This is a genomic window from Streptomyces sp. NPDC058335, from assembly GCF_042723915.1.
Classification (GTDB): Bacteria; Actinomycetota; Actinomycetes; order Streptomycetales; family Streptomycetaceae; genus Streptomyces.
In genome coordinates this window covers 304478-325525 of the sequence record NZ_JBHXHX010000006.1, presented here as the reverse complement: position 1 = coordinate 325525, position 21048 = coordinate 304478, and the positions used below count along the sequence as shown (strand labels likewise).

The window sequence follows — 21048 nt, the reverse complement described above, 5'->3', positions numbered from 1 at the left end:
GGGCGGCCCCGCCTGTCGATTCCCGGTTCCGGCCTCGCCAAGGGCCTGGCCGTCACCCTCCGCACGATGACGCGGAAGACCGTCACCGAGCAGTACCCGGACGCCCAGCCCGACCTCGCGCCCCGCACTCGCGGCGTGATCGGCCTGTTCGAGGAGAACTGCACGGTCTGCATGCTGTGCGCCCGCGAGTGCCCGGACTGGTGCATCTACATCGACTCCCACAAGGAGACGATCCCGGCGGCCGCCCCCGGTGGCCGCGAACGCAGCCGCAACGTCCTCGACCGGTTCGCCATCGACTTCGCCCTGTGCATGTACTGCGGTATCTGCATCGAGGTCTGTCCTTTCGACGCCCTGTTCTGGTCCCCGGAGTTCGAGTACGCCGAGACCGACATCCACGAGCTCACCCACGAGCGGGACAAGCTCCGCGAGTGGATGTGGACGGTGCCGGCCCCACCTGCCCTCGACCCCGGCGCGGAGGAACCGAAGGAGATCGCCGCCGCCCGCAAGACGGCCGAGAAACTGGCCGCCACCCAAACGGCCCAGACCACCTCGGCCGGTCAGACCACCCCGGCCGGACCGGACAACCCCCAGGGAGGCGAGGCGTGACCCTCTCTCAGGCACCCCACGGCTTCCTCTCGCCGACCGGCGTCGAGATCGCCTTCCTCCTCGTCGGCCTGGTGACCTTCGGCGCCGCGCTCGTCACCGTCACCACCAAGCAGCTGGTGCACGCCGCCCTCTGGCTGGTGGTGACCCTCGGCGGCCTCGCCGTCGAGTACCTCCTGCTCACCGCGGAGTTCATCGCCTGGGTGCAGGTACTGATCTATGTGGGCTCCGTCGTCGTCCTCCTCCTCTTCGGTCTGATGCTCACCAGGGCACCCATCGGCCGCTCCCCGGACGCGGACTCCGCCAACCGCTGGGCCGCCCTCACGGTCGCCGTCGCCGCCGCGGCCGCACTCGTCTGGGTGGTCGTCGACGCCTTCCGTGCCACCTGGATCGACCTCGACGGCCCGGCCGCCGGCTCCACCGAGGCCACCGGCGCGAGCCTCTTCCAGAACTGGGTCCTCCCCTTCGAGGCCCTCTCCGTCCTCCTCCTCGCGGCCCTGGTCGGCGCGATCGTCCTGTCCCGCAAGGCGAAGGCGGAGCGAAGCTCTCCCTCCATGAACTCCCGAGGCACCGGCGAGAGTTCCCCATCCGTCCCGGATGCCCGGAAAGATCCGGCCGAGCAGGAAGGCGACCGCTGATGCACCTCGCCTATCCCGCCGTGCTCTCCGCCCTTCTCTTCTGCACCGGCCTGTACGGCGTCCTCGCCCGCCGCAACGCGATCCTGGTCCTGATGTCGGTCGAGCTGATGCTCAACGCCGTCAACCTCAACCTCGTCGCCTTCGACGTCTGGCTCAGCCGGACCGCCGAGGAGACCCTGCACTCCGGCCAGGCCCTGACCCTGTTCACCATCGCCATCGCCGCCGCCGAGATCGGCATCGGCCTGGCGATCGTCCTCGCCGTCCACCGCAACCGCGGCACCGCGGACATCGACAGACTCCGCGACACCGCCGAGGGCCACGAGAACGCCCCGAGCGCCGATGCCGGCGGTACCGCCCCCGCGGACGAGAAGGCTGAGGCCACCGCGTGACCACGACCACCCTCGCCGTTCTCGTCCCCCTCATTCCGTTCCTCGGCGCCGTCACGGGCCTGCTCCTCGGCCGCACCGCCCCCGGCTTCGTCCGCCCGCTGGCCGTCCTGCCGACCCTCGCCACCCTCGTACTGGCCGCGATCGTCGCCGTACGCCAGGGCGGGGACGCGGCCGTCGACGCGGCCACCGAGCTGACGCCCACCGGCTCCGTCCCGGTCGAACTCGCCCTGCACATCGACGGCTTCGCCGCCCTCGTCGCCCTCGTGGTCGGCCTCGTCGCCACCTGTGTGCAGGTCTACTCGACGGGCTACCTGCGCGACGACCCGCGCTATCCCTCGTACGCGGCCCTCGTCTCCCTGTTCACCTCCGCGATGTTCCTCGTCGTCTACTCGGGCGACCTGATCGTGCTGCTGGTCAGCTGGGAAGTGATGGGCATCTGCTCCTACTTCCTGGTCGGCCACTACTGGGAGACCCCGGAGGCGCGCGCCGCCTCCATCAAGGCCTTCCTCGTCACCAAGCTCGGCGACGTTCCCTTCCTCATCGGGCTGTTCGCCCTCGCCACCGACGCCGGTTCCTTCCGGATCACGAAGGTCCTCGGCGCGGTCGCCCACGGCGGACTCGACCACCCGACGCTGATCGCCCTGCTGCTCCTGGCGGGCGTGGCCGGCAAGTCGGCGCAGTTCCCGCTGCACACCTGGCTCCCCGACGCGATGGCGGGCCCGACACCCGTCTCCGCGCTGATCCACGCCGCGACGATGGTCGCCGCCGGTGTCTACTTCGTCGCCCGTCTCCTCCCGGTGTTCGAGGCCTCCCAGGCCGCGATGGTCGTCCTCGCCGTCATGGCCGCCGTCACCATGGCGGGTTCGGGTCTCGCCGCGCTCGCCCAGGACGACATCAAACGGGTCCTGGCCTACTCGACGATCGGCCAACTCGGCTACATGACCGGCGCCCTCGCCGTCGGTGACCGCGGTGCCGCCGTCTTCCACCTCGTCTCCCACGGAGCCTTCAAGGCCCTGTTGTTCCTCGCGGCCGGCGTGATCATCCACGCCGCCGGCACCAACTCGCTGGCCGCCATGTCCCGCATGAGCGGCCTGCGCGACCGCGTCCCGGACGCCTTCTGGACGATGACCGTGGCCCTCCTCGCGCTCGCCGCGATCCCGCCGTTCAGCGGCTTCTTCTCCAAGGAGTCCGTCCTCGGCGCCGCCGAGCACGTCTCCACCGGCCACACCGAGCACGCCCCCGCCGCGGCGGGCTGGATCGTCCTCGTCGCCGGTCTGCTCACCGCCGTACTCACCGCCGCCTACGCGACCCGGCTGTGGCTGCTGGCCTTCCGCGGCCGTGGCGCCGAGGCCCCCGGCCACGGCCGGCAGCCGCTGACGATGACCGTGGTGCTGTGGGTGCTCGCGGTCCCGTCCCTCGCCCTCGGCGCGTTCGCCTACCGCTCGCTGCCCGACTGGTTCGACGGCCGCGACCTCGCCCCCACCCTCACCACCTCGGTCCTCGGCACCGGCCTGGCACTCGTCGGCGGCCTGGTCGTCCACAGCGCCTGGCGGCACACCACCGCGCTCGCCGCCCGTGTCCCGCTCGGCGCCGTCGCCGCCCATCCCGAGGGCGACGCCGGACTCGTCGAGGCCGAGGCCATCGCGACCCACACACCCGCCTACGGAGACGTGGCCTCGGCGCCCGACCCGGCAGACCCCGGACGGCTCCTGCTCGGCCCGCTCCACCGCCACGCGGCCACCGGCTTCCACCTGGACGCCGTCTACACCACCCTGTTCGTCCGCCCGGTGCAGGCCGGAGCGAGCCTCGTCCGGTTCCTCGACCGCGAGGTCGTCGACACCTACGTACGCGGCGCGGGCACCCTGCCCCGCTGGCTCGGCACCGCCGTACGGCGAGCCCAGACCGGCAACGTCCAGACCTATGTGAGCGCGCTGCTCGCCGGCACCGTCGTCCTGGTGGTCGCCGCCCTCCTCGTCGCCACGGGAGCGTGAGCACGCGTGATCGATATCAGCGAGTCCGTGATGCAGTTCCTTCTGACATTGATCGTGGCCGGCCCGCTCCTCGGCGCGGCCGCCGCTCTCCTCCCCGCGCCGCCCGGGCTGAAGGGAAAGTCACCCGAGAAGGCCGTCCTGCGGCACGGTGTCACGGTGACCGGCGTCATCCTCATCGCCGCGATCGTCCTCGCGCTCGGCTTCGACCACGACCAGCCGTCGAAGATGCAGGCCACGACCGACATCAGCTGGATCCCCGCACTCGACGTGCGCATCCACCTCGGCATCGACGGCATCTCCCTCCCCCTTCTGGTCCTGACCGCGCTGCTGACCTTCCTGTGCGCGCTCTACTCGTACTTCAACCTGCCTGCGGGCCCGAGCCCGAAGGCCTTCGTCGCGCTGCTGCTCGTCCTCGAGGCCGGCACCCTCGCCACCTTCGCCGTCCTCGACCTGCTGCTGTTCTTCCTCGCCTTCGAGATGGTCCTGATCCCGATGTACTTCCTCATCGCCCGCTGGGGCGGCGCCAGCCGGACCCGGGCGGCCTGGAAGTTCATCCTGTACACACTGCTCGGATCCGTGGTCATGCTGCTCGGCCTGCTCCTGATCGGAATCAAGGCGGGCACATTCGACATGGTGGCACTCGCCACTGACAACGGCCGGTCGCTGTCCACATCCGTGCAGGTCATCGCCGTTCTGGCGATCGGGATCGGGCTCGCGGTGAAGACCCCGATGTGGCCCCTGCACAGCTGGCTGCCGGACGCCCACACCGCCGCCCCGACCGTCGGTTCGGTCCTCCTCGCCGGCGTCCTGCTGAAGATGGGCACGTACGGTTTCGTCCGCATCGTCCTCCCGGTCGCTCCCGACGGCTTCCACACGTTCGCGCCGTACCTCGCCGCCCTCGCCGTCGTCGGCATCATCTACGGCTCCCTGGCCTGCCTCGCGCTCGCCAGGCAGGGCGCCAAGGGCGACCTCAAGCGTCTTATCGCCTACTCCTCCGTCGGCCACATGGGCTTCGTCCTGCTCGGCATCGCCTCCACGACCCCGACCGGCGTCAACGGTGCCCTCTTCGCCAACATCGCCCACGGCCTCATCACCGGCCTGCTCTTCTTCCTGGTCGGCGCCCTGAAGGACCGCACAGGCACCAGCGACCTCGACACCCTCGCCGAGGAGACCGGCGCCGCCCTCTACGGCAAGGCCCCCCGCCTCGGAGGCCTCCTCGCCTTCGCCGCGGTCGCCTCGCTCGGCCTGCCCGGCCTCGCCGGGTTCTGGGGCGAGATGCTGGCCCTGTTCGGCGCCTTCAACCCCGCCGACGGCCTGAGCCGCCCCGCCTTCCTCACCTACACCGCGATCGCGGCGTTCGGGACGCTCCTGACCGCCGCCTACCTCCTCGTCGTGGTCCGCCGCGTCTGCATGGGCGCCGTCCCGCGGGACGCCCCACGCCTCGCCGACGTCCGCATGTACGAGTTCGCGGCCTGGACACCGCTCGTCGTCCTCACCGTCGTCGCCGGCCTCTGGCCCAAGGCACTCCTCGGCCTGACCGACCCGGCCGTGCAGCAGCTCCTCGCAGGAGGCAACCGATGAGCCAGCTCGCCGCCACCCCCTCGGTCGTCCAGTCCGTCGACTGGCTCGCCATCGCCCCGCCCACCCTCACGGCGGTCGTCGGACTGCTCGTCCTCGTCGCCGACCTGTTCGTGCCCGAGAACCGCAAGCCGCTCCTCGGCTGGCTCTCCGTCGCGGGCCTCGCCGCCGCCACGGCCCTCCTGCTGCCCCTCCTGGACGGCGACCGCTCCACCTTCTGCCTGACCGGCGACACACGCGTGTGCAGCTACACGGCCGACCACTTCACCCTCGCCATCCAGTTCCTGGTGCTCGGAGGAGCACTGCTGGCCGCCCTCCTGTCGGTCACCGCCCTCAAGGACGAGCGCGGACGACTCCCCGAAGGGGAGTTCTGGTTCCTTCTGCTGTCCTCCGCCGCGGGCGCCGCGCTCCTGCCCGCCTCCCGCGACCTCGCCACCCTCGTCGTCGCCCTGGAGGTCGCCTCCCTCCCCGCGTTCGCCCTCGTCGGCATCCGGCACGGCGACGGCAGGTCCTCCGAGGCGGCCCTGAAGTTCTTCCTGTCGTCCGTCACCGCGACCGCCGTCAGCCTTCTGGGAATCAGCTTCGTCTACGCCACGACCGGCACCCTGTACCTCACCCAGGTCGCCGACCGCATCCAGGACGTCGACGGACAACTGCACACCCTCGCCCAGACCGGCGTCGTCCTCACCCTGATCGGCTTCGCCTTCAAGACGGCCGCGGTCCCCTTCCACTTCTGGGTCCCCGACACCTACGTCGGCGCCCCCCTCCCCATCGCCGCCTACCTGTCCGTCGTCGGCAAGGCCGTCGGCTTCTCCGGCCTCATCCTCGTCACGGTCGTCGCCTTCCCGTCGTACGCCGACGTCTGGGGCCCCGCCCTGGCGGCACTTGCCGCCCTCACCATGACCGTCGGCAACGTCGGTGCCCTCCGCCAACAGGCCACGCGCGCGTACAGCGCCGTACGCCTGCTCGCCTGGTCCTCCGTCGGACAGGCCGGCTACCTCCTGGTCCCGATCGCCGCGGCCGCCTACTCCGACGACCCCGAGCACGCCGTCGGCTCCACCGTCGCCTACGCCCTCATGTACGCCGCCGTGAACCTGGGCGCCTTCGCCGTCGCGGCCCTGGTCGGCCGTAGGCACGCCACGAACCGCGTCACCGACTACCGGGGCCTGTACGCGAAGAACCCGATCTCCGCGCTACTCCTGGCCTTCTTCCTGCTCTGCCTCGCCGGACTGCCGCCCGGCATCATCGGACTCTTCGCCAAGGTCACCGTCTTCTCGGCCGCCGTCGAAGCCGGCCTCGGCTGGCTCGCCGTCGTCATGGCCGCCAACGTCGTGATCGCCCTGTACTACTACCTCCAGTGGACGGCCCTGCTGTTCCGCGCCCCCGAGGGCGAAACCGGAAAGCACCCCGTCCCCGCGCCCCTCACGGTCGCCATCACCCTCACCGCGGTCCTCGGCATCGCCCTCTCCGGAGCCCCGCAGCTGGTCCTGCGCTTCGCCGACACCACCCTCTTCTGAGCGGTCACCCGGACGGCCCACGCCCGCCGCCGGGAGCACAGGGGAACCAGGGGCCCTCGTCTGGCGTTGTCCAAAACGGGAGGTTCCACTGGAGGTGGCACCACGACACCAGTGGAACCGCAGATCAGAAGAGAAGATCAGCAAGCGAAGGGTTCCCCTGCCGCACGACTTGGAGGGCGTACCGTGCACCGCCGGCACAACGGGCTCAGGACCGCAGTACTCCTCGGGGGACTGTCCGCACTCATCATCGTCATCGGCAGCTTCTTCGGCCGTATGGGGCTCGTCGTCGCGGTCCTGATCGCGCTCGGCACCAACGCGTACGCGTACTGGAACAGCGACAAGCTGGCCCTGCGCGCCATGCGCGCCCGCCCCGTGAGCGAGTTCGAGGCGCCCGGCCTGTACCGCATCGTCCGCGAGCTCTCCACCCAGGCCCGACAGCCCATGCCCCGCCTGTACATCTCCCCGACCGAGGCACCCAACGCCTTCGCCACCGGCCGCAATCCGCGCAACGCCGCCGTGTGCTGCACGGAGGGCATCCTGCGCCTCCTCGACGAGCGCGAACTGCGCGGCGTCATCGGCCACGAGCTGAGCCACGTCTACAACCGCGACATCCTCATCTCCTCGGTCGCCGGCGCCCTCGCCTCCGTGATCATGTTCCTCGTCAACTTCGCCTGGCTGATCCCCGTCGGCCGCTCCAACGACGACGACGGCCCCGGCATCCTGGGCATGCTGCTGATCATGATCCTCGGCCCGCTCGCCGCCAGCCTCATCCAACTGGCCATCAGCCGCTCCCGCGAGTACGAGGCCGACGCCTCCGGAGCACAGCTCACCGGCGACCCCCTGGCCCTCGCCGGTGCCCTGCGCAAGCTCGAACTGGGCACCAAGCAGCTCCCCCTGCCGCCCGAGCCCCGCATCGAGACCGCGAGCCACATGATGATCGCGAACCCGTTCCGCCCGGGCCAGGGCCTCTCCAAGATGTTCTCGACGCACCCGCCGATGGCGGAGCGCATCGCCCGTCTCGAGAAGATGGCAGGCCACCAGTGAAGACCATCCTGAACGTCATATGGCTCATCCTCAGCGGCTTCTGGCTGTTCCTCGGATACGTGTTCGCAGGTCTGCTGCTGTGCATCACGATCATCGGAATTCCCTTCGGCATCGCCGCTTTCCGTATCGGTGTCTACGCCCTCTGGCCCTTCGGCTACACGACCATCGAGCGCCGCGACGCGGGAGCCCCGTCCTGTCTCGGCAACGTTCTCTGGCTGGTCCTCGCCGGCTGGTGGCTGGCCCTGGCGCACATCGTCACCGGCATCGCCCTGTGCCTCACGATCATCGGCATCCCGTTCGGCATCGCCAACTTCAAGCTGATCCCGGTCTCACTGCTTCCGCTGGGCCGCGAGATCGTGCCCACGGACCAGCCGTTCGCCGCGCGCTGAGCCGCCGCGAGCGGACCGGAGTTGTCCACAGCCCGCCGGTTTTCCACAGGCCGGCCCGGATGTCAGTGGCAGCCCGCACCATGAATGCATGAGCGAGAACGAGCAGGCGAAGACACCACCGACAGGACCCCGGGCCCAGGCCCGACCGCGCCCGGTGTCCCGGATACCCGGGCGAGCACAGGCACCGACCGCGTAACGGGCCTACGCCGCCCTGTTGTCCCCGCCCCGCCCCGCACCCAGCCGCGCCCGCACCCCGTACGCGATCACGCCCACCGCCAGCACACCCGCCCCCGTGACCACCGAGGTCCCCGGCAGCGCGAAAGCCAGGACCAGGCAGCCGAGGAGGCCCACCGCCGGCAGTGCCCGCTTCAGGGGCGCCGCATCCAGGGTCCACGCCGAGGCGTTGGCCACCGCGTAGTACGCCAGCACACCGAAGGAGGAGAAACCGATCGCGCCGCGCACATCCACCGTGGCGGCGAGGACCGCGACCACCGCGCCCACCGCCAGCTCGGCCCGGTGCGGCACCTGGAAGCGCGGATGCACGGCCGACAGCACGCCGGGCAGATGCCGGTCCCGTGCCATGGCCAGCGTCGTCCGCGAGACACCCAGGATCAGGGCCAACAGCGAACCCAGTGCGGCCACGGCGGCCCCGATCCGGACCACCGGCACCAGCCCCGGCACACCCGCGGCGCGCACCGCGTCCGCCAGCGGCGCGGCAGCGTGCCCCAGATCCCCCGATCCCAGGACGGAAAGGACGGCGACCGCCACACACACGTACACGGCCAGCGCGATACCGAGCGCGAGGGGGATCGCCCGCGGGATGGTGCGCGCCGGATCCCGCACCTCCTCGCCGAGGGTCGCGATGCGCGCGTACCCCGCGAAGGCGAAGAACAGCAGGCCGGCGGCCTCCAGCACGCCGCCGAAGCCTCCGGACGTCCCGATGTCCAGCCGCCCGGCGTCGGACTCACCGGATCCCAGGCACACGACGACCACGGAAGCGAGGACCGCCAGGACCACCGCCACGATCAGCCGCGTCAGCCAGGCCGACTTGTGGACGCCGCCGTAGTTCACCGCGGTCAGCGCCACCACGGCCGCGACCGCCACCGCGTGCGCCTGCCCCGGCCAGACGTACGCTCCGACCGTCAGCGCCATCGCCGCACAGGAGGCCGTCTTGCCGACCACGAAGGACCAGCCCGCGAGATACCCCCAGAACGGGCCGAGCCGTTCGCGTCCGTACACATAGGTGCCGCCCGAGGCCGGATACAGCGCGGCCAGGCGGGCCGACGACATGGCGTTGCAGTAGGCGATCACGGCGGCGAGCGCGATTCCGAGCAGCAGCCCCGAGCCGGCGGCACGGGCGGCGGGCGCGAGGGCGGCGAAGATGCCGGCGCCGACCATCGAGCCGAGCCCGATGACCACGGCGTCCCCGACCCCCAGGGTGCGCCGCAGCTCGGCGGCCGATCCGGGCTGTGTCATGGACCGCACCCTACTGAGCCGGGGAACCACGGGGCGCCGCCGGGACGTCGTCCCCGGCAACACAGCACGAACGGGCCGTGGACGACGTGCGGACGCACAGCCTGTCCGGAGCAAGATCACAGCACCGGGACGGTGCGGGCACAGCGCGGAAGGGCAGGGTCAGGACATGAGCATCGTCAGTTGGATCATTCTGGGGCTGTTGGCCGGGGTCATCGCCAAGGTACTGCTGCCGGGCCGGGACCCGGGCGGCTTCATCGGCACCACCGTCATCGGCGTCGCGGGCGCGTTCATCGGCGGCTGGATATCGGCCCGCTGGCTGGACCACCCCGTGACCAAGGACTTCTACGACGGCGCCACCTGGGCCGCGGCGATCGGCGGATCGCTGGTGCTGCTGATCGCCTACCGCATCCTCTTCGGCAATTCCCGCGACTGACCCGGCGGCTCTCGTCCGGATCGGACCGGGCAGACGGGAAGGGCGACCACTGCCGCGGTGCCCCGCCCTTCCCGTCCCGCTGCCGGGTCTCGGGGGAGTCAGGTCCTACCGGTAGTTCACGAACTGCAACGCGAAGTCGAAGTCCTGACCCTTCAACAGGGAGATGACGGCCTGGAGGTCGTCACGGCTCTTGGAACTGACGCGCAGCTCCTCACCCTGGACCTGGGCCTTGACGCCCTTGGGGCCCTCGTCGCGGATGAGCTTCGCGACCTTCTTCGCGTTGTCCTGGGAGATGCCCTCCTTGATCTCCGCGAAGAGCTTGTACTCCTTGCCGGAGAGCTGCGGCTCGCCCGCGTCGAGCGCCTTCAGAGAGATCCCGCGCTTGATCAGCTTCGACTGGAAGACGTCGAGGACGGCGTTCACCCGGTCCTCCGAGTTCGCCTCCATCAGGATTTTCTCTCCGGACCACGAGATCGAGGCGCCGACGCCCTTGAAGTCGTAGCGCTGAGAGATCTCCTTGGCGGCCTGGTTGAGGGCGTTGTCGACCTCCTGCCGCTCGACCTTCGAGACGATGTCGAAACTGGAGTCGGCCATGTCCTGTGGCTCCTTGTATCGGGGTGTGTATCGGATGCGTGTCGGCGTCCGTGGGGCTGCCGCCGAGCCCGGCGCAAGACGCGGGCCGCATCCGGACAAGCCTAGCCACCCGGCCCCGCCCGTACGGTGAGGAATCAGGTGGCGAAGCACCCCTCCCCATCGGGTATCGTTTACGTCGTTGCCGGAGAGCACCGCCGAAAAGCGGTTCGAACGGCGGCAAACCCGGCGGTGTGCCCGAGCGGCCAAAGGGAGCAGACTGTAAATCTGCCGGCTCAGCCTTCCCAGGTTCGAATCCTGGCGCCGCCACACGGGAACAAAGGGCCCGTGACCTGCTGTCTCAGCAGGTCACGGGCCCTTTGTCATACCCCCTGGCGATCGGCGCACTGTCTCACACTGTCTCGCGTTCGAACGCTCCATCTCGAACTCTGTGGACGGGGCGTGGACGGGATTTCCGCCCCCTCATCCACGCTGAGCCAATCGGGCGGAGATCTTGGCGTTGGCGGCGTCGTCCCCGTCCTTCAGGAACTTGGCGTACACCCGGAAGAGCACAGCCATGCTGTGGCCGGCGCGCTCTGCCACAAGCTGTGGTTCCACCCCGGAGCTGAGCCAGGTGGACACCGCTGCGTGACGAAGATCATAAGGACGTTTGGCCAACGTCGACTCGAACTCCGACGGGTTGAGCGCACGTGACCGGGCCTCTGCCCACACCTCGCCGTAACCGGTGTCTTGGATCAGTCCGCCGCGCATGGTCTGGAAGATCCGGCCGTCCGGGGCAGTGCCGTACGCGGTGATGTGCCACCGGAGCAGGGCAACCAACTCAGGCGGGATCGGAACCGGCCGGACCGCCTTCCGCGGGCGATGCTTCAGCCCTCTCCGGTCGTGAGATTCACCGCTGTCAGTCCACGCCGACCCCGACCGGGGGCGGGTCTCCCGGAGGCGCAGCAGGCCCCACCCACGGCGCGGCAGGTCGCAGTCCCGGAGGGTTAGCCCGATGACTTCCGCCGGCCGGGCCGCGGCGTAGTACATGCAGCCGAAGAAGGCGGTGAGACGACGGCCCCGAGCACTCTGGGCGCGGACTGCGGCCAGCAGCTTGGCCGCTTGCTCGGGGTTTGGCACGCCCGCCGGGTCGACCTCTTCCACCACCTGCTCCGGCGCCTTCCACTTGATGCGGGTGAGCGGATTCTCGGTGAGAAGTTCCGCTTCTACCGCGTACTCAAGTGAGTTGTAGAAGATCGCGCGTTTCCGGCTGATGGTTCCCGGCGCTGCGGTTTTGCCGTCCAGCTTCCGGGAGATCGCCCGGAGGCTGGACCGTACGAGAACGAGGTCGGAAAGTCCGGACGTGGGCAGGGACTTGCGCTTGAACCAGTCCAGCACCTTCGCCACTTCTGCGGGCGGCTCCTCCTCCCACCGGTTCTTGTTGAAGGCCCAGCCATAGAGCGCGGTGCGGACGACTCTCGCGTCGGCCATTCCCTTGCTGTCCTTCACGAACGTTGGTGTCACGGTCGCCATGGCTTCGGCGAGAGTGCGCCGCGTCGAGGCAGGGGAGTCATCCCACTTCATCTCGATGTAGTTGTGTGCGTGCTCGAACCAAGAGATGTCCCGGTTCTTCACGACCAGGGACTTCGGCAGGCCGCTTTCCACGTCGAACGGTTCGCCCTCGCGGGTGGCCGTGATGAGCTGGGCGCGGCGGCTCTCCGCCAGACCCAGGGTGAGGAAGGACTCCGAGTGGGGCCGTAGGCCCACCTTCCAGCGGAGTTGGTAGGGCTTCCGGTAGTCGCGTTTCCGGATGGTCCAGATCTTGACGGTGTAGCTCCACTCGGTCACGCGGCGTCCAGTTCTTCTTGGAAGGCGTCAAGGACACTGCGGCGCACGCGGATACGACCGGTCGGCGTGAGTTTCGCCTCGGGGGTGAGTCCGCGATCACGCCAGCGGTACCAAGTAGCGCGGGTGATCTTGAGTTCGGTGAGCACTTCCGTGAGCGTCAGCCACTCGTCCACGGGCGGGCGGCGACGGGCAGCAGTAGCCATCGTTGCGACTCCTGGTTTTGGGCCTTCTGGGGGATCCGCAACATCCGCCACGCCGCAACATTGCTGGTCAGCGGCTTGGATCTGTGGCGGATGCCGTTTCTGTTGCGGATAGGTCCCGCCGCGCGGGGCGGCGCGGCGGGACCTTGGGGCGTGGCTGGTCAGCCGGCGATGCGGAGTTGGCGTGTGTCGGTTTCCGCGGACATGTGGCGGGTCTCGGAAGGGGTATCCGCCACAGATTCACCCCCGTTGACCTGCGGTGTTGCGGCTGTTGCGGATGTTGCGGATTTCTGGGGGTCGGGGCGGCAGTATCGGTTCCACGCGTCGGTGAGGTCTTCGGCGTAGTAGCCCTTGGGGGTGGTGCTGCCGACCCGGATGCCCTTGGGTTTGATCGGGGTGTTGTCGGGGCGCACGTACTGGCTGAGGAGCTTGGACAGCCGGCGGGCGGTGAGCGGCTTGATGGCCTGTCCGTCCTCGCTCATGTCCGCCCACGGCGCGTCGTCGAGGGAGAGCAGAACTTCGAGGATGGCCGCGGTGGGCATCTTGTCCACGCCGCAGAACACCTTGTCGCGCAGGTCGGTCAACAGCCGCACGCCGAGCGAGGCTTCGTCGTTGCTGCTCGCCGACTTGATGAGGTCGATGCACGCTGCGCGGGCCCGTGCGGGCCAGTGCCCGCCGGCCGCGTCCGCGACCGCGAGCAGCGGTTCCCACACGTCGGCCGGCCGGTCCGTGACGCCCTCGGGCATCTCGGGCCACGCCTCGGCCACCTGGTCGTGGATGGTGGCGGTCCAGTCCGCGAGCCGATCCCGCAGGACGTGACCTTGCTTCTCGTGGACGCGGCGCCGGTAGGGCTCGCATTTCTCGTTGGGGGCCTTCTTCCGCATGCGGATGATGACGGACCTGGTCAGGATCGTGTCCGGCAGCGTGCCGAGTCCGGCCATGGCGACCGCGCAGAACGAGGGGAAGAAGCCTGCTTTCTGGTCGGATCCGTCGCCGACGCAGCGCAGGGACTTGGCGCCGCGCCGGTAACCGGAGTTGAGGAATCCGCGGACTTCCTCGTTCCCGCCCGCTTTGGGACCGAATACGGTGTCGATCTCGTCGAACAGGAGGGTGGGTGTGCCCTCGTCTGCGGAGACGAGCCGGAACAAGGCGTTCGCGGAGGCGTTGACGGTCGTCGCAGCGCGCGGCGTGAGCGTCTCGATGATCTCCAGCGCGCGCGACTTCCCGGAGCCCGGTTCGGGGCTGAGGAAGGCGATGCGGGCTGTGCCGTCGAGGGCATCCATCAGGTGTGCGTGGGCGTCCCACAGGGCTACGGCGACGTAGGCGGACTCGGTGGGGAAGACGTTGAAGCGGCGGTGGAAGGCTTCGACCTCATCGAGCAGCGCGGCGCCGTCGATGGCGTGGGTGGTGGTCATGCGGCGGTCCTCCCTTCGGTGAGCGGGGCGGGCACCCCGGGGCAGGCGGCTTTGTGGGCGTCGTACGCGGCGACCAGGACGCTTACGGAGCCGTGTCCGATGGCGGTGCACGTCTGGCCGCAGGGGCAGGCGTAGGCGGCGGTGGGGGTGTCGGCGGTGCGGGTCGACCAGCGGGCGCCGTCGTCGTGGTCGCGGTAGAGCGGAGGGGCGTAGATGCGGATGCCCGGCCGCTCCGGTGTGGGGTCGCCGGGGTGCGGGGCGGTGGCGGTCGTGGTGTAGCGCAGCGTCGGGATGCCGGCGGCTTCGGCGGTGCGGGCTGCGTGGGTCGCGCCGGGCGAGGCGTTGTGGATGAACGCCAGACACAGGTCGGCACCTGCGCGGACCATGGCCGTGTTGCGACGGGGGCCCGCCGCTTTGCCATGGCGCTGCCAGTCGGCAGGGTGGGCCTCGGCTGTCACGCTGAGCTGGCCGACGCGGCGCATGTGCGCTGTCCAGTCGGCTGCGGCCCGGTCGGCGCCGGTCGGGCAGGCGCCGTGGACCACCACGAGAGGGCCCGTGGCGGTCTGGCGTGCGGCGGAGAGTTCGCGGTGCACCTGCTCGGGGTGGGGCCAGTCGCGGGAGCCGGTGACCAGGACCCGGAACGGGCCCGGTTCGGGCTCGGATTCGGGGTGCGGGTCAGGGCGAAGGGATGACAGGACGCCCTGGCGGGCGGCGCCCTTCGGCTCGCCCACAGCCGCCGGATGTCCGGTGCGTTCGGCGGCGTTTGGGCCGGTGGTGGCGGGGGGTTGGCCTTCCAAGGGGAGGGGGAGTGGGGTGCTCATGCCGCGTCCCTGGGCCGGGCTTTGCGGATGGAGCTGTCCAGGGCGCTGCGGATGGTGGCGCGGCACTCGGCAGCGGTGAGTCCTACGGCCTCTCCCGCCCCTTGGAAGGCCTCCTCGGCCACGTGCCGGGGGAGGTCGCCCCACGCGACGAACCGCCCCACCTTGAATGCGCACCGGTTCAACGTGTTGTTGCGCTGCATCTCCGGTGCCGTGGCCACGACCGCGCACTCGGCCTCCAGCGCGGCCAGGGCGACGCGGCTGCCGTCGACCGCGGGCAGCCGCAGCGCCGCGACCGGACGCGCGGCCGGGGCCGGTTGCAGCAACTCCAGCAACCAGCCCGGCAGTGGCGCCGCGGAGGTGTCGTTGGCGGCGGTGTAGGTGCCGGTGGGGGTGGTGCTGCCGGCGGCGACGACGTAGCCGCCCCAGGCGCGGGTATCTACCAACGGTGCGAGGGTGCCCGCGGTGTTGCCCAGCCGGACACCGGGCAGGGCGGCGAAGTACAGGTGCTCTCCACCGCTCGCGGTCGGCACCCGGTAGGTGTCCGGGACGGGGTGGCCGGCGCGCTCGCAGAGCGCTGCAAAGGTCGTCGCGCCGTTAGGCGCGTCCGAACTGCTCTTGTCCTTCGGCATGTCCAGGTCGACGACCAGCAGCCGGGAGGGGCCGGTGGCGATGCCGACGTTGTACGCACCGTGCGACCAGGTGGCCCGGATGCGGTCCGGGTCGGTGGTCGCCCGGTCCTCCCACTTCGCGTGTCCCTGCTCGCAGGGGCCGGTGCCGGGGCAGGCAGTCTCGCCGTGCAGGGCGGGGCGCTTCGTGCCAGGGCGCAGGGGGAACACATGCCAGTCGCGGCCGGCGGCTTCGAGGGCGGCGTTCAGGAGGGTCTGGTTCATGCTGCGCTCCGGTCGGTCAGGAGCATCTGGTGGTGTGTGGGGATGGCGTTGATGACGCGCTCGCGCCATTTCAGGGCGTAGTCGATGCAGTTGGCACAGTTCTTGTGGGTGTGGCCGGCCAGCGGCGGCCGGCGGCGAGCGTGGGAGCTCCAGGCTGCGGAGTCGGCGGAGGCGAGTAGGTGGCCGACGCGTTCCAGGCCGAGGATCTTGAAGCCGAAGCCGTGGAGCTTGAAGCCGTGCGCGGCCATGGCGGTGACGATCGCGGCGCCCTGGCGGGTGGACTGCAACCGGCACACCGAGCCCAGGCCGACGACCGGTTCGGCCCGCAGGTCGACGCCAGCCTTCTCGTACAGCTCCACACACCGCTCGTAGGCCGGCACGTTGTCGCCCTGGATGACCGGCGCTATGCGCAGGTCGGGGGCGAGGGAACGCAGTTCGAGGAAGTTGTTCACCGTGCGCCGCTGGTGCTCGGCGACGCTGAGGTGGGTGCCGACGAAGTACTGCCCGCCGAACCAACCGCCTTCGATGATCGCTTTCTCGCACATCCAGTCCTGAGGGGCGGCCCAGTCGTAGGGGCCGACGTGCTCCCAGATGCGGCGCAGGTCATCGACGTACTTGCGGGGCGTGCGGGTCCATGTGCCCTTGTCCTTGAGCTCCATGAAGCCGCCGGAGTCGAGGGCGTAGGGACCTTGGGCTTCGTCCCACTTGACAGCACGGTTCCAGTGCTCGGACTTCAGAAACAGCGGCACATCGGTGAGGCGCAGCCAGTGCCGCTTGTGCGTGGTCAGGTAGAACCGCATGCGGAGTGCCGCCGGAGCTCCCGCCGAGGGGGTGGGTGCGGCTGGCGGTAAGACTCGCCGAATGTCGGTGGGTTGCGTCATGCTGGATGACCTCCAACAGGTCTGTAGTGGGCAGGTTGGGCAAGGGCGGCCCCGGACTTTGGCGAGAACGGGGGCCGCCCTTGGCGTAGCTAGGCGCCCTTGGTGCGGGCGAGTTTGAGGGTCATGCCGCCGATGCCGATGGGTCCGGCGGCGCCGGCGATGACGGTGGCGGTGTGGGCGGCGGTGTCGAGCAGGAAGCACAGGGCGGCGACCAGTCCCCAGCCGCCGGCGACGGTGGCGCCGGCGATCGCGAAGGGCAGCAGTAGCCGCCGCCACTCGACACCGGCCGCGGGCCGGTCGTTGACGACGAACACGACCGGCTGTCCGGTCGCCTGTGCGCGCTGGAAGACGTCGGCGGGGATGTGTGGGGCGATCTGGCCTCGCGGGGTGTGCTGGCGCATTTCTGGCTCCCTCGGGGTGTGCCGCGGGCCCGCGCCAAGAGGTGGGGCGGGCCCGTGCGGTGGGTGGGTGTGCTTGTCGTCTGGCTTGTCGTCTCTCCTGTCGTGCGGCTTGTCGCTTGTCTTGTCTTGTCGCTTGTCGCCTCCCAGGTCACAAGCCGTTTCCGGGCCCGTAGAGGGTCGGTGCGGGCTCTTGCCGGAGGTGGGGCGACAGGCGACAAGTGATCAGTCCTGCGGGTGCTGTCCGGTGGTGTGGCGGCGGTGGACGTAGCGGGTTTTGGTGCCCTCTCCGATGCGTACGGCGGTGCCGTCTTCGACCCAGGTCTTGAGCCATCCGACGACCGTTTGTCGGGTGGTGCCGTAGTCGTCGGCGAGGACGCGGGCGATGGCGGAGGCGCCGGTGCCCTCGGGGCCGGCGGCGATGAGGACGTTGAGTGCGGCGCGCTGCGCGGGGCTGTCCTGCTCGCCCCGCAGTGCCGACAGGTTCAGCCCGCCCGGCCGGGCCGGCGGCTCCGGAGTGGCGTCGGGGTCTGGTGTGGTGGCGAACTGTGCGTCGATCTGCTCGCGGAAGCGGCGCGCCAACTCCTCTTCCTCCGACACCGGAGCCGTCTCGCCGCGTAGGGCGGAAAGGTTCAACCCGCCCCCGGCCGGCCGCGCCTCGGCGTCGGGCCGCGGGTTGTCGTCGATGGCGGGGTGGTCGCGCATCCACGCGGTGCGTTCCGCATCCCAGCGCCGCGCGTAGTCCGGGCCGGCGGCTTTGGCGGACACGGCGTCGAGGGTGGGGTGTCGGTCGGAGGTGGCGGCGATGATCTCGCGGATCTGATTGGGCAGGATGCGCCAGGCCTTGAACAGCCCGGCGGGGGATTCGGGGGTGCCCATGAACCCGGCGCCCTTGTAGGGGGCCTGGTCGACGCGCAGGCCGCGGGTGCCGGGGAACATCTTGCCCAGGTCCATGCCCTCGGTCTCGCCGCCGGTCAGGGCGACGCGCACCTTGGCCTCGCGCCGGATCATCAGGTTGCCCAGCACCGACCCGGTCGCCCCTAGGGCGGTCAGGACGGTGCGTACGCCCATGGCGCGGGCGATGCGGATGACCTCCAGGATCTTCTCCGCGAGCTTGCGCAGCGCCCGATCGCTGCTCGCGAGGATCTCGGCACCCTCGTCAATGACCAGCTCAATCTGGGGAATCTGGGGGCTGATCGGCAGCAGGTCGGTGTTCGCCTTGGACAGCAGGTCCTGGTAGGCCATCTTGCGCTGCTTGGCCACCTTCACCGCGGCATCGAGCATGAGCACGGCTTCGTCGTAGGTGCCGGCGAGCCAGTCCACGCCGGGCCGGACGGGCTTGCCGTCCTCGCGCTTGATCTCACCGTTCAGCGCGGGCAGAACCCAGGGCAGGCCGGCGGAGCCGGAGTTGAGGTCGATCACCCAGGTCAGCACGTCTTCGGCGCGGGCGAACCCGGCCAGGATCGTGTGGACCATGTTGGTCTTGCCCGATCCGGTCGGGCCGACGACTAGCGCGCACTGCTCGCGCAGGTACGCCAGGACGTTCTCCGCGTTGGTCCGGTAGCCCCACGGAATCCCGGTGAGCAGGGACAAGGTGCTGTAGTCGGTGGGGTAGGTGCGTTCCTCCATCAGGACGTTGACGGTGGTCACGTCGACGATGACGCGGCCCTGGTGGATGCCGGGGGAGGCGACCGCGGTGCAGCCGTGCGGCAGGCGCGCATCGGCGGACAGGCGGGCGGAGTCTTGGGCGATGCGGTGGTAGGTGATGCCGCCGGCCGGTTCGAGGTCGAGGGAGTAGCCGGCCCCGGTCGGCCACTGCTCGACACCGAGCACGCGCACGGTGATGCCGCAGATCCGCTGAATGCGCTCCACCCACTCCGCGGCGATCGCCCGGCGCTCCGCGGACAGTTCCGCGGCGACCTGGCGCAGTTCGGCGGCGAGCGCCTCCTCTTCCCGCGCCTCCTCGAACAGCGCCGACGATCGGGCGGCGGCACCGATGCCGATGCCGATGGTGGCGAGCGAGCCGAGGGCGGCCCAGGTGAGCGGGCCGTGGGTCATGGCCCAGGTCGTCCAGCCGGCCCCGACCAGCCAGGACGCGGCATGGGTGGCCAGGGTCCGGCCGGCGTTGCGGTTGCGCAGGCCGGCAACGGTGTGGCCGATGGCTCCGGCGGCGCCGACGGCGAGTGCCCAGCCGGGGGGCATGCCGGTTGCGGCGCCGGTGGTGGCGATGGCGAAGGCTCCGGTGGTGGCGGACAGGGCGCCGGTCACGGGTCCGTGACCGGCGGTCCAGTCCAGCACCGGGCCACTACTGGTGTTCTTCGTGGCGGTGGCGCTCATGTCAGACGTTCCAGCCCTTCTCTGCCTCGGTGCCGTTGCGGGGGTCCTCGTGCCGGGCGATGTCCTGCGCGTGGACGCGGCGAAAGATGGCGGGGAGTTCCTCGGCGCCCTCGGCGGCCTTGCGCAGGAGCTCGTGGATGTCGTTGAAGCCGCCGGCGACTTCCTTCTCCAGCGGGAACTCCGAGTCGGAGCGCTCCGCGAGGATCTGCATCACGTGCGCGACCATGCGCAGCGCTTCCGGGAGGCCCTCGACCATGGCGAGGATCTCCATGCAGCCGTCCGGCTCGTAGAGCAGTGCGGCGGCCTGCATGTCGGTGGCGTGGTCCTCGAACTTGAAACCGGACACGGACGGTCCTCCCTCGATCTGAGACGTGCTGGGGGTGGGGGTGCTGTCTGCGGGCCGCTCGACCTGGTCGGCGATGCCCTCGGCGCCGTCCTCGGCGGCCTCGGCGTCCGCGGCGGCTTCCTGCTCGCGCTGCTGTGCGCGGATCTCCTCATCCCGCGCCGCCCGCTCCTCGGCGGCGGCGCCGGTGAGCCGCTGGTAGAGGCGACGGCCGGGGTGTACCAGCCAGGGAATGCGGAGCTTGCGGCCGATCGGGCTCGTCAGAAACCCGAGCAGACCGAGAGGCAAGGCGAGCAGGGCGGCGAGCAGGCGGCGGCGGTGGAAGCGGGCCGCCGACCGGCGCCACGCCTGTCGGGCGGCCTTGCGGGCGGGCGCCTTGCGCAACACACCGCGCTGGGAGTCCACCTGCCGACCGGCCGCGGCATCCCGCTTGGCACGCTGCTTGGCGACGGCCGCGTCCCGCAGGTTGCGCGCCTTGCGCCCGGTGCCACCCAGCAGGTGCCCGGCCAGACCGCCCTTCCCGCCCGACAGGGCCTTGCTGGCAGGGGTGTTGGTGTTGCGGCGGGCGTCCGCGACCGCACGGCGGGCTGCGGTCTTCTGCGCCCGGCGCTCAGCGCGCGAACCGCCCGCGGCCTTCTGCGCATCCCTCAGCGCCTTGACCTGTCCGGCCCGGCCCGCGGCCTTACTGCCGAACCCGGAGCGGATACCCGTCTTACCCTGCGGCGTCCGGCTGGACTGGCCGGTGCCGGTCCGGCCGCTCTTGCTGCCGGCCGGGCCGGCGGTCCGGGCTGTGGGACTGCGGCGGTGCTGGCCGGGCACCTTGCCCGACCCACCGGCACTCGAGCGGCCCGCGCGGTGCCCGGCGGCCCGGTTGCCACCGGTCCCGGTGGTGCGGGCTGCGGCGGTACGACCGGCGGTGCGGGCGGCAGCCCGGCGTGCCTCGCGGCGCGGGCTGGGTTTGCGGCTGCGGGTGGCCGCAGCTATTCCGAGGGCAACGGCGCCGGTCATGGCGACGGCCGCGGCGATCGGGCCGCCGGCCAGCGAGGCGGCGGCGACCATACCCACGGTGGTGTTCGTGCCCGACAGAGCAAGCGGGACGACCGGCCAGCCGCCGGGCGTGTGGTCCACCTCCTCGGCAGCCGGAGCCGGTACGGGCGGTGTCTGCGGGGGCGGGGGCGGTGTGTCCGGCGGGGCCTGTACGGCTACCGGTTCGATGCTGACTTCCGTCATGCTGCTTGCACTCCTTCACGGGAGTAGGGCCCGGCCAGGGCTGTAGGAGGCGATTGG

At 70.7% G+C, this 21048-nt stretch carries 20 protein-coding genes and 1 tRNA gene; 10 read left to right on the top strand and 11 right to left on the bottom strand.

The window, feature by feature from the left end:
• Positions 1 to 66 precede the first annotated feature (66 nt).
• The 8 genes from ACFWJX_RS14080 to ACFWJX_RS14045 all read left to right on the top strand — a co-directional run bounded on the left by ACFWJX_RS14080 (position 67) and on the right by ACFWJX_RS14045 (position 8149).
• A complete protein-coding gene (locus ACFWJX_RS14080) occupies positions 67 to 606 on the top strand; it encodes a NuoI/complex I 23 kDa subunit family protein (protein WP_383241517.1) in 540 nt (179 codons plus the stop codon).
• Positions 603 to 1241, top strand: coding sequence for an NADH-quinone oxidoreductase subunit J (locus ACFWJX_RS14075; protein ID WP_383241514.1), 639 nt, complete (start codon positions 603 to 605; stop codon positions 1239 to 1241). The genes ACFWJX_RS14080 and ACFWJX_RS14075 overlap by 4 nt, the downstream gene beginning before the upstream one ends.
• Complete coding sequence (gene nuoK, locus ACFWJX_RS14070; protein ID WP_383241511.1) at positions 1241 to 1630, top strand: NADH-quinone oxidoreductase subunit NuoK; 390 nt, start codon at positions 1241 to 1243, stop codon at positions 1628 to 1630. The genes ACFWJX_RS14075 and nuoK overlap by 1 nt, the downstream gene beginning before the upstream one ends.
• A complete protein-coding gene (locus ACFWJX_RS14065) occupies positions 1627 to 3621 on the top strand; it encodes an NADH-quinone oxidoreductase subunit L (protein WP_383241508.1) in 1995 nt (664 codons plus the stop codon). The genes nuoK and ACFWJX_RS14065 overlap by 4 nt, the downstream gene beginning before the upstream one ends.
• A gap of 6 nt (positions 3622 to 3627) precedes the next feature.
• Positions 3628 to 5202, top strand: coding sequence for a NuoM family protein (locus ACFWJX_RS14060; protein ID WP_383241506.1), 1575 nt, complete (start codon positions 3628 to 3630; stop codon positions 5200 to 5202).
• On the top strand, positions 5199 to 6716 hold the full coding sequence (locus ACFWJX_RS14055) for an NADH-quinone oxidoreductase subunit N (RefSeq protein ID WP_383241503.1): 1518 nt from the start codon (positions 5199 to 5201) through the stop codon (positions 6714 to 6716). Before ACFWJX_RS14060 ends, ACFWJX_RS14055 begins: the two co-directional genes overlap by 4 nt.
• Before the next feature lie 183 nt (positions 6717 to 6899).
• Complete coding sequence (gene htpX, locus ACFWJX_RS14050; RefSeq protein ID WP_383241500.1) at positions 6900 to 7760, top strand: zinc metalloprotease HtpX; 861 nt, start codon at positions 6900 to 6902, stop codon at positions 7758 to 7760.
• Entirely contained in the window at positions 7757 to 8149 is a 393-nt protein-coding gene (locus tag ACFWJX_RS14045; RefSeq protein WP_383241498.1) for a YccF domain-containing protein, read from the top strand. The genes htpX and ACFWJX_RS14045 overlap by 4 nt, the downstream gene beginning before the upstream one ends.
• Positions 8150 to 8350: 201 nt before the next feature.
• Here the strand turns inward: ACFWJX_RS14045 and ACFWJX_RS14040 are convergent, their stop codons facing one another.
• On the bottom strand, positions 8351 to 9625 hold the full coding sequence (locus ACFWJX_RS14040) for an APC family permease (protein ID WP_383241496.1): 1275 nt from the start codon (positions 9623 to 9625) through the stop codon (positions 8351 to 8353).
• A 166-nt stretch (positions 9626 to 9791) separates the two neighbouring features.
• Here ACFWJX_RS14040 and ACFWJX_RS14035 point away from each other — a divergent pair, with 166 nt between their 5' ends.
• Positions 9792 to 10058, top strand: coding sequence for a GlsB/YeaQ/YmgE family stress response membrane protein (locus ACFWJX_RS14035; RefSeq protein WP_073492995.1), 267 nt, complete (start codon positions 9792 to 9794; stop codon positions 10056 to 10058).
• Between the two features lie 105 nt (positions 10059 to 10163).
• Here ACFWJX_RS14035 and ACFWJX_RS14030 read toward each other — a convergent pair whose 3' ends face one another.
• Positions 10164 to 10652 carry a YajQ family cyclic di-GMP-binding protein gene (locus ACFWJX_RS14030; protein WP_356560363.1) on the bottom strand — a complete coding sequence of 163 codons (489 nt, stop codon included), beginning with the start codon at positions 10650 to 10652 and terminating at the stop codon, positions 10164 to 10166.
• Between the two features lie 224 nt (positions 10653 to 10876).
• Here ACFWJX_RS14030 and ACFWJX_RS14025 point away from each other — a divergent pair.
• A tRNA-Tyr gene (locus ACFWJX_RS14025) sits at positions 10877 to 10958 on the top strand.
• A gap of 153 nt (positions 10959 to 11111) precedes the next feature.
• Here ACFWJX_RS14025 and ACFWJX_RS14020 read toward each other — a convergent pair.
• The 9 genes from ACFWJX_RS14020 to ACFWJX_RS13980 all read right to left on the bottom strand — a co-directional run bounded on the left by ACFWJX_RS14020 (position 11112) and on the right by ACFWJX_RS13980 (position 20991).
• Positions 11112 to 12476 carry a tyrosine-type recombinase/integrase gene (locus ACFWJX_RS14020; protein ID WP_383241493.1) on the bottom strand — a complete coding sequence of 455 codons (1365 nt, stop codon included), beginning with the start codon at positions 12474 to 12476 and terminating at the stop codon, positions 11112 to 11114.
• Complete coding sequence (locus tag ACFWJX_RS14015) at positions 12473 to 12679, bottom strand: helix-turn-helix domain-containing protein (protein ID WP_328735340.1); 207 nt, start codon at positions 12677 to 12679, stop codon at positions 12473 to 12475. The genes ACFWJX_RS14020 and ACFWJX_RS14015 overlap by 4 nt, the downstream gene beginning before the upstream one ends.
• A 158-nt stretch (positions 12680 to 12837) precedes the next feature.
• Positions 12838 to 14091, bottom strand: coding sequence for a DUF3631 domain-containing protein (locus ACFWJX_RS14010; RefSeq protein ID WP_383241490.1), 1254 nt, complete (start codon positions 14089 to 14091; stop codon positions 12838 to 12840).
• Positions 14088 to 14912, bottom strand: coding sequence for an SLOG family protein (locus tag ACFWJX_RS14005; RefSeq protein ID WP_383241487.1), 825 nt, complete (start codon positions 14910 to 14912; stop codon positions 14088 to 14090). Before ACFWJX_RS14005 ends, ACFWJX_RS14010 begins: the two co-directional genes overlap by 4 nt.
• Complete coding sequence (locus ACFWJX_RS14000; protein WP_383241484.1) at positions 14909 to 15802, bottom strand: bifunctional DNA primase/polymerase; 894 nt, start codon at positions 15800 to 15802, stop codon at positions 14909 to 14911. Before ACFWJX_RS14000 ends, ACFWJX_RS14005 begins: the two co-directional genes overlap by 4 nt.
• Entirely contained in the window at positions 15799 to 16602 is an 804-nt protein-coding gene (locus ACFWJX_RS13995; protein ID WP_383241481.1) for a hypothetical protein, read from the bottom strand. Before ACFWJX_RS13995 ends, ACFWJX_RS14000 begins: the two co-directional genes overlap by 4 nt.
• A gap of 170 nt (positions 16603 to 16772) precedes the next feature.
• Positions 16773 to 17084 carry a hypothetical protein gene (locus ACFWJX_RS13990; RefSeq protein WP_383241478.1) on the bottom strand — a complete coding sequence of 104 codons (312 nt, stop codon included), beginning with the start codon at positions 17082 to 17084 and terminating at the stop codon, positions 16773 to 16775.
• A 222-nt stretch (positions 17085 to 17306) separates the two neighbouring features.
• Positions 17307 to 19418 carry a hypothetical protein gene (locus tag ACFWJX_RS13985; RefSeq protein WP_383241475.1) on the bottom strand — a complete coding sequence of 704 codons (2112 nt, stop codon included), beginning with the start codon at positions 19416 to 19418 and terminating at the stop codon, positions 17307 to 17309.
• Position 19419: 1 nt separating this feature from the next.
• Entirely contained in the window at positions 19420 to 20991 is a 1572-nt protein-coding gene (locus tag ACFWJX_RS13980; RefSeq protein WP_383241472.1) for a hypothetical protein, read from the bottom strand.
• Between the last annotated feature and the right edge of the window lie 57 nt (positions 20992 to 21048).

Excerpts from the sequence above, each read along its gene's own strand:
- ACFWJX_RS14080 (WP_383241517.1), top strand. The coding sequence starts at position 67 with ATGACGCGGAAGACCGTCACCGAGCAGTACCCGGACGCCCAGCCCGAC.
- nuoK (WP_383241511.1), top strand. The coding sequence starts at position 1,241 with ATGCACCTCGCCTATCCCGCCGTGCTCTCCGCCCTTCTCTTCTGCACC.
- ACFWJX_RS14055 (WP_383241503.1), top strand. The coding sequence starts at position 5,199 with ATGAGCCAGCTCGCCGCCACCCCCTCGGTCGTCCAGTCCGTCGACTGG.
- ACFWJX_RS14040 (WP_383241496.1), bottom strand. The coding sequence starts at position 9,625 with ATGACACAGCCCGGATCGGCCGCCGAGCTGCGGCGCACCCTGGGGGTC.
- ACFWJX_RS14035 (WP_073492995.1), top strand. The coding sequence starts at position 9,792 with ATGAGCATCGTCAGTTGGATCATTCTGGGGCTGTTGGCCGGGGTCATC.
- ACFWJX_RS14030 (WP_356560363.1), bottom strand. The coding sequence starts at position 10,652 with ATGGCCGACTCCAGTTTCGACATCGTCTCGAAGGTCGAGCGGCAGGAG.
- ACFWJX_RS14015 (WP_328735340.1), bottom strand. The coding sequence starts at position 12,679 with ATGGCTACTGCTGCCCGTCGCCGCCCGCCCGTGGACGAGTGGCTGACG.
- ACFWJX_RS14010 (WP_383241490.1), bottom strand. The coding sequence starts at position 14,091 with ATGACCACCACCCACGCCATCGACGGCGCCGCGCTGCTCGATGAGGTC.
- ACFWJX_RS14005 (WP_383241487.1), bottom strand. The coding sequence starts at position 14,912 with ATGAGCACCCCACTCCCCCTCCCCTTGGAAGGCCAACCCCCCGCCACC.
- ACFWJX_RS14000 (WP_383241484.1), bottom strand. The coding sequence starts at position 15,802 with ATGAACCAGACCCTCCTGAACGCCGCCCTCGAAGCCGCCGGCCGCGAC.
- ACFWJX_RS13995 (WP_383241481.1), bottom strand. The coding sequence starts at position 16,602 with ATGCGGTTCTACCTGACCACGCACAAGCGGCACTGGCTGCGCCTCACC.
- ACFWJX_RS13990 (WP_383241478.1), bottom strand. The coding sequence starts at position 17,084 with ATGCGCCAGCACACCCCGCGAGGCCAGATCGCCCCACACATCCCCGCC.
- ACFWJX_RS13985 (WP_383241475.1), bottom strand. The coding sequence starts at position 19,418 with ATGAGCGCCACCGCCACGAAGAACACCAGTAGTGGCCCGGTGCTGGAC.
- ACFWJX_RS13980 (WP_383241472.1), bottom strand. The coding sequence starts at position 20,991 with ATGACGGAAGTCAGCATCGAACCGGTAGCCGTACAGGCCCCGCCGGAC.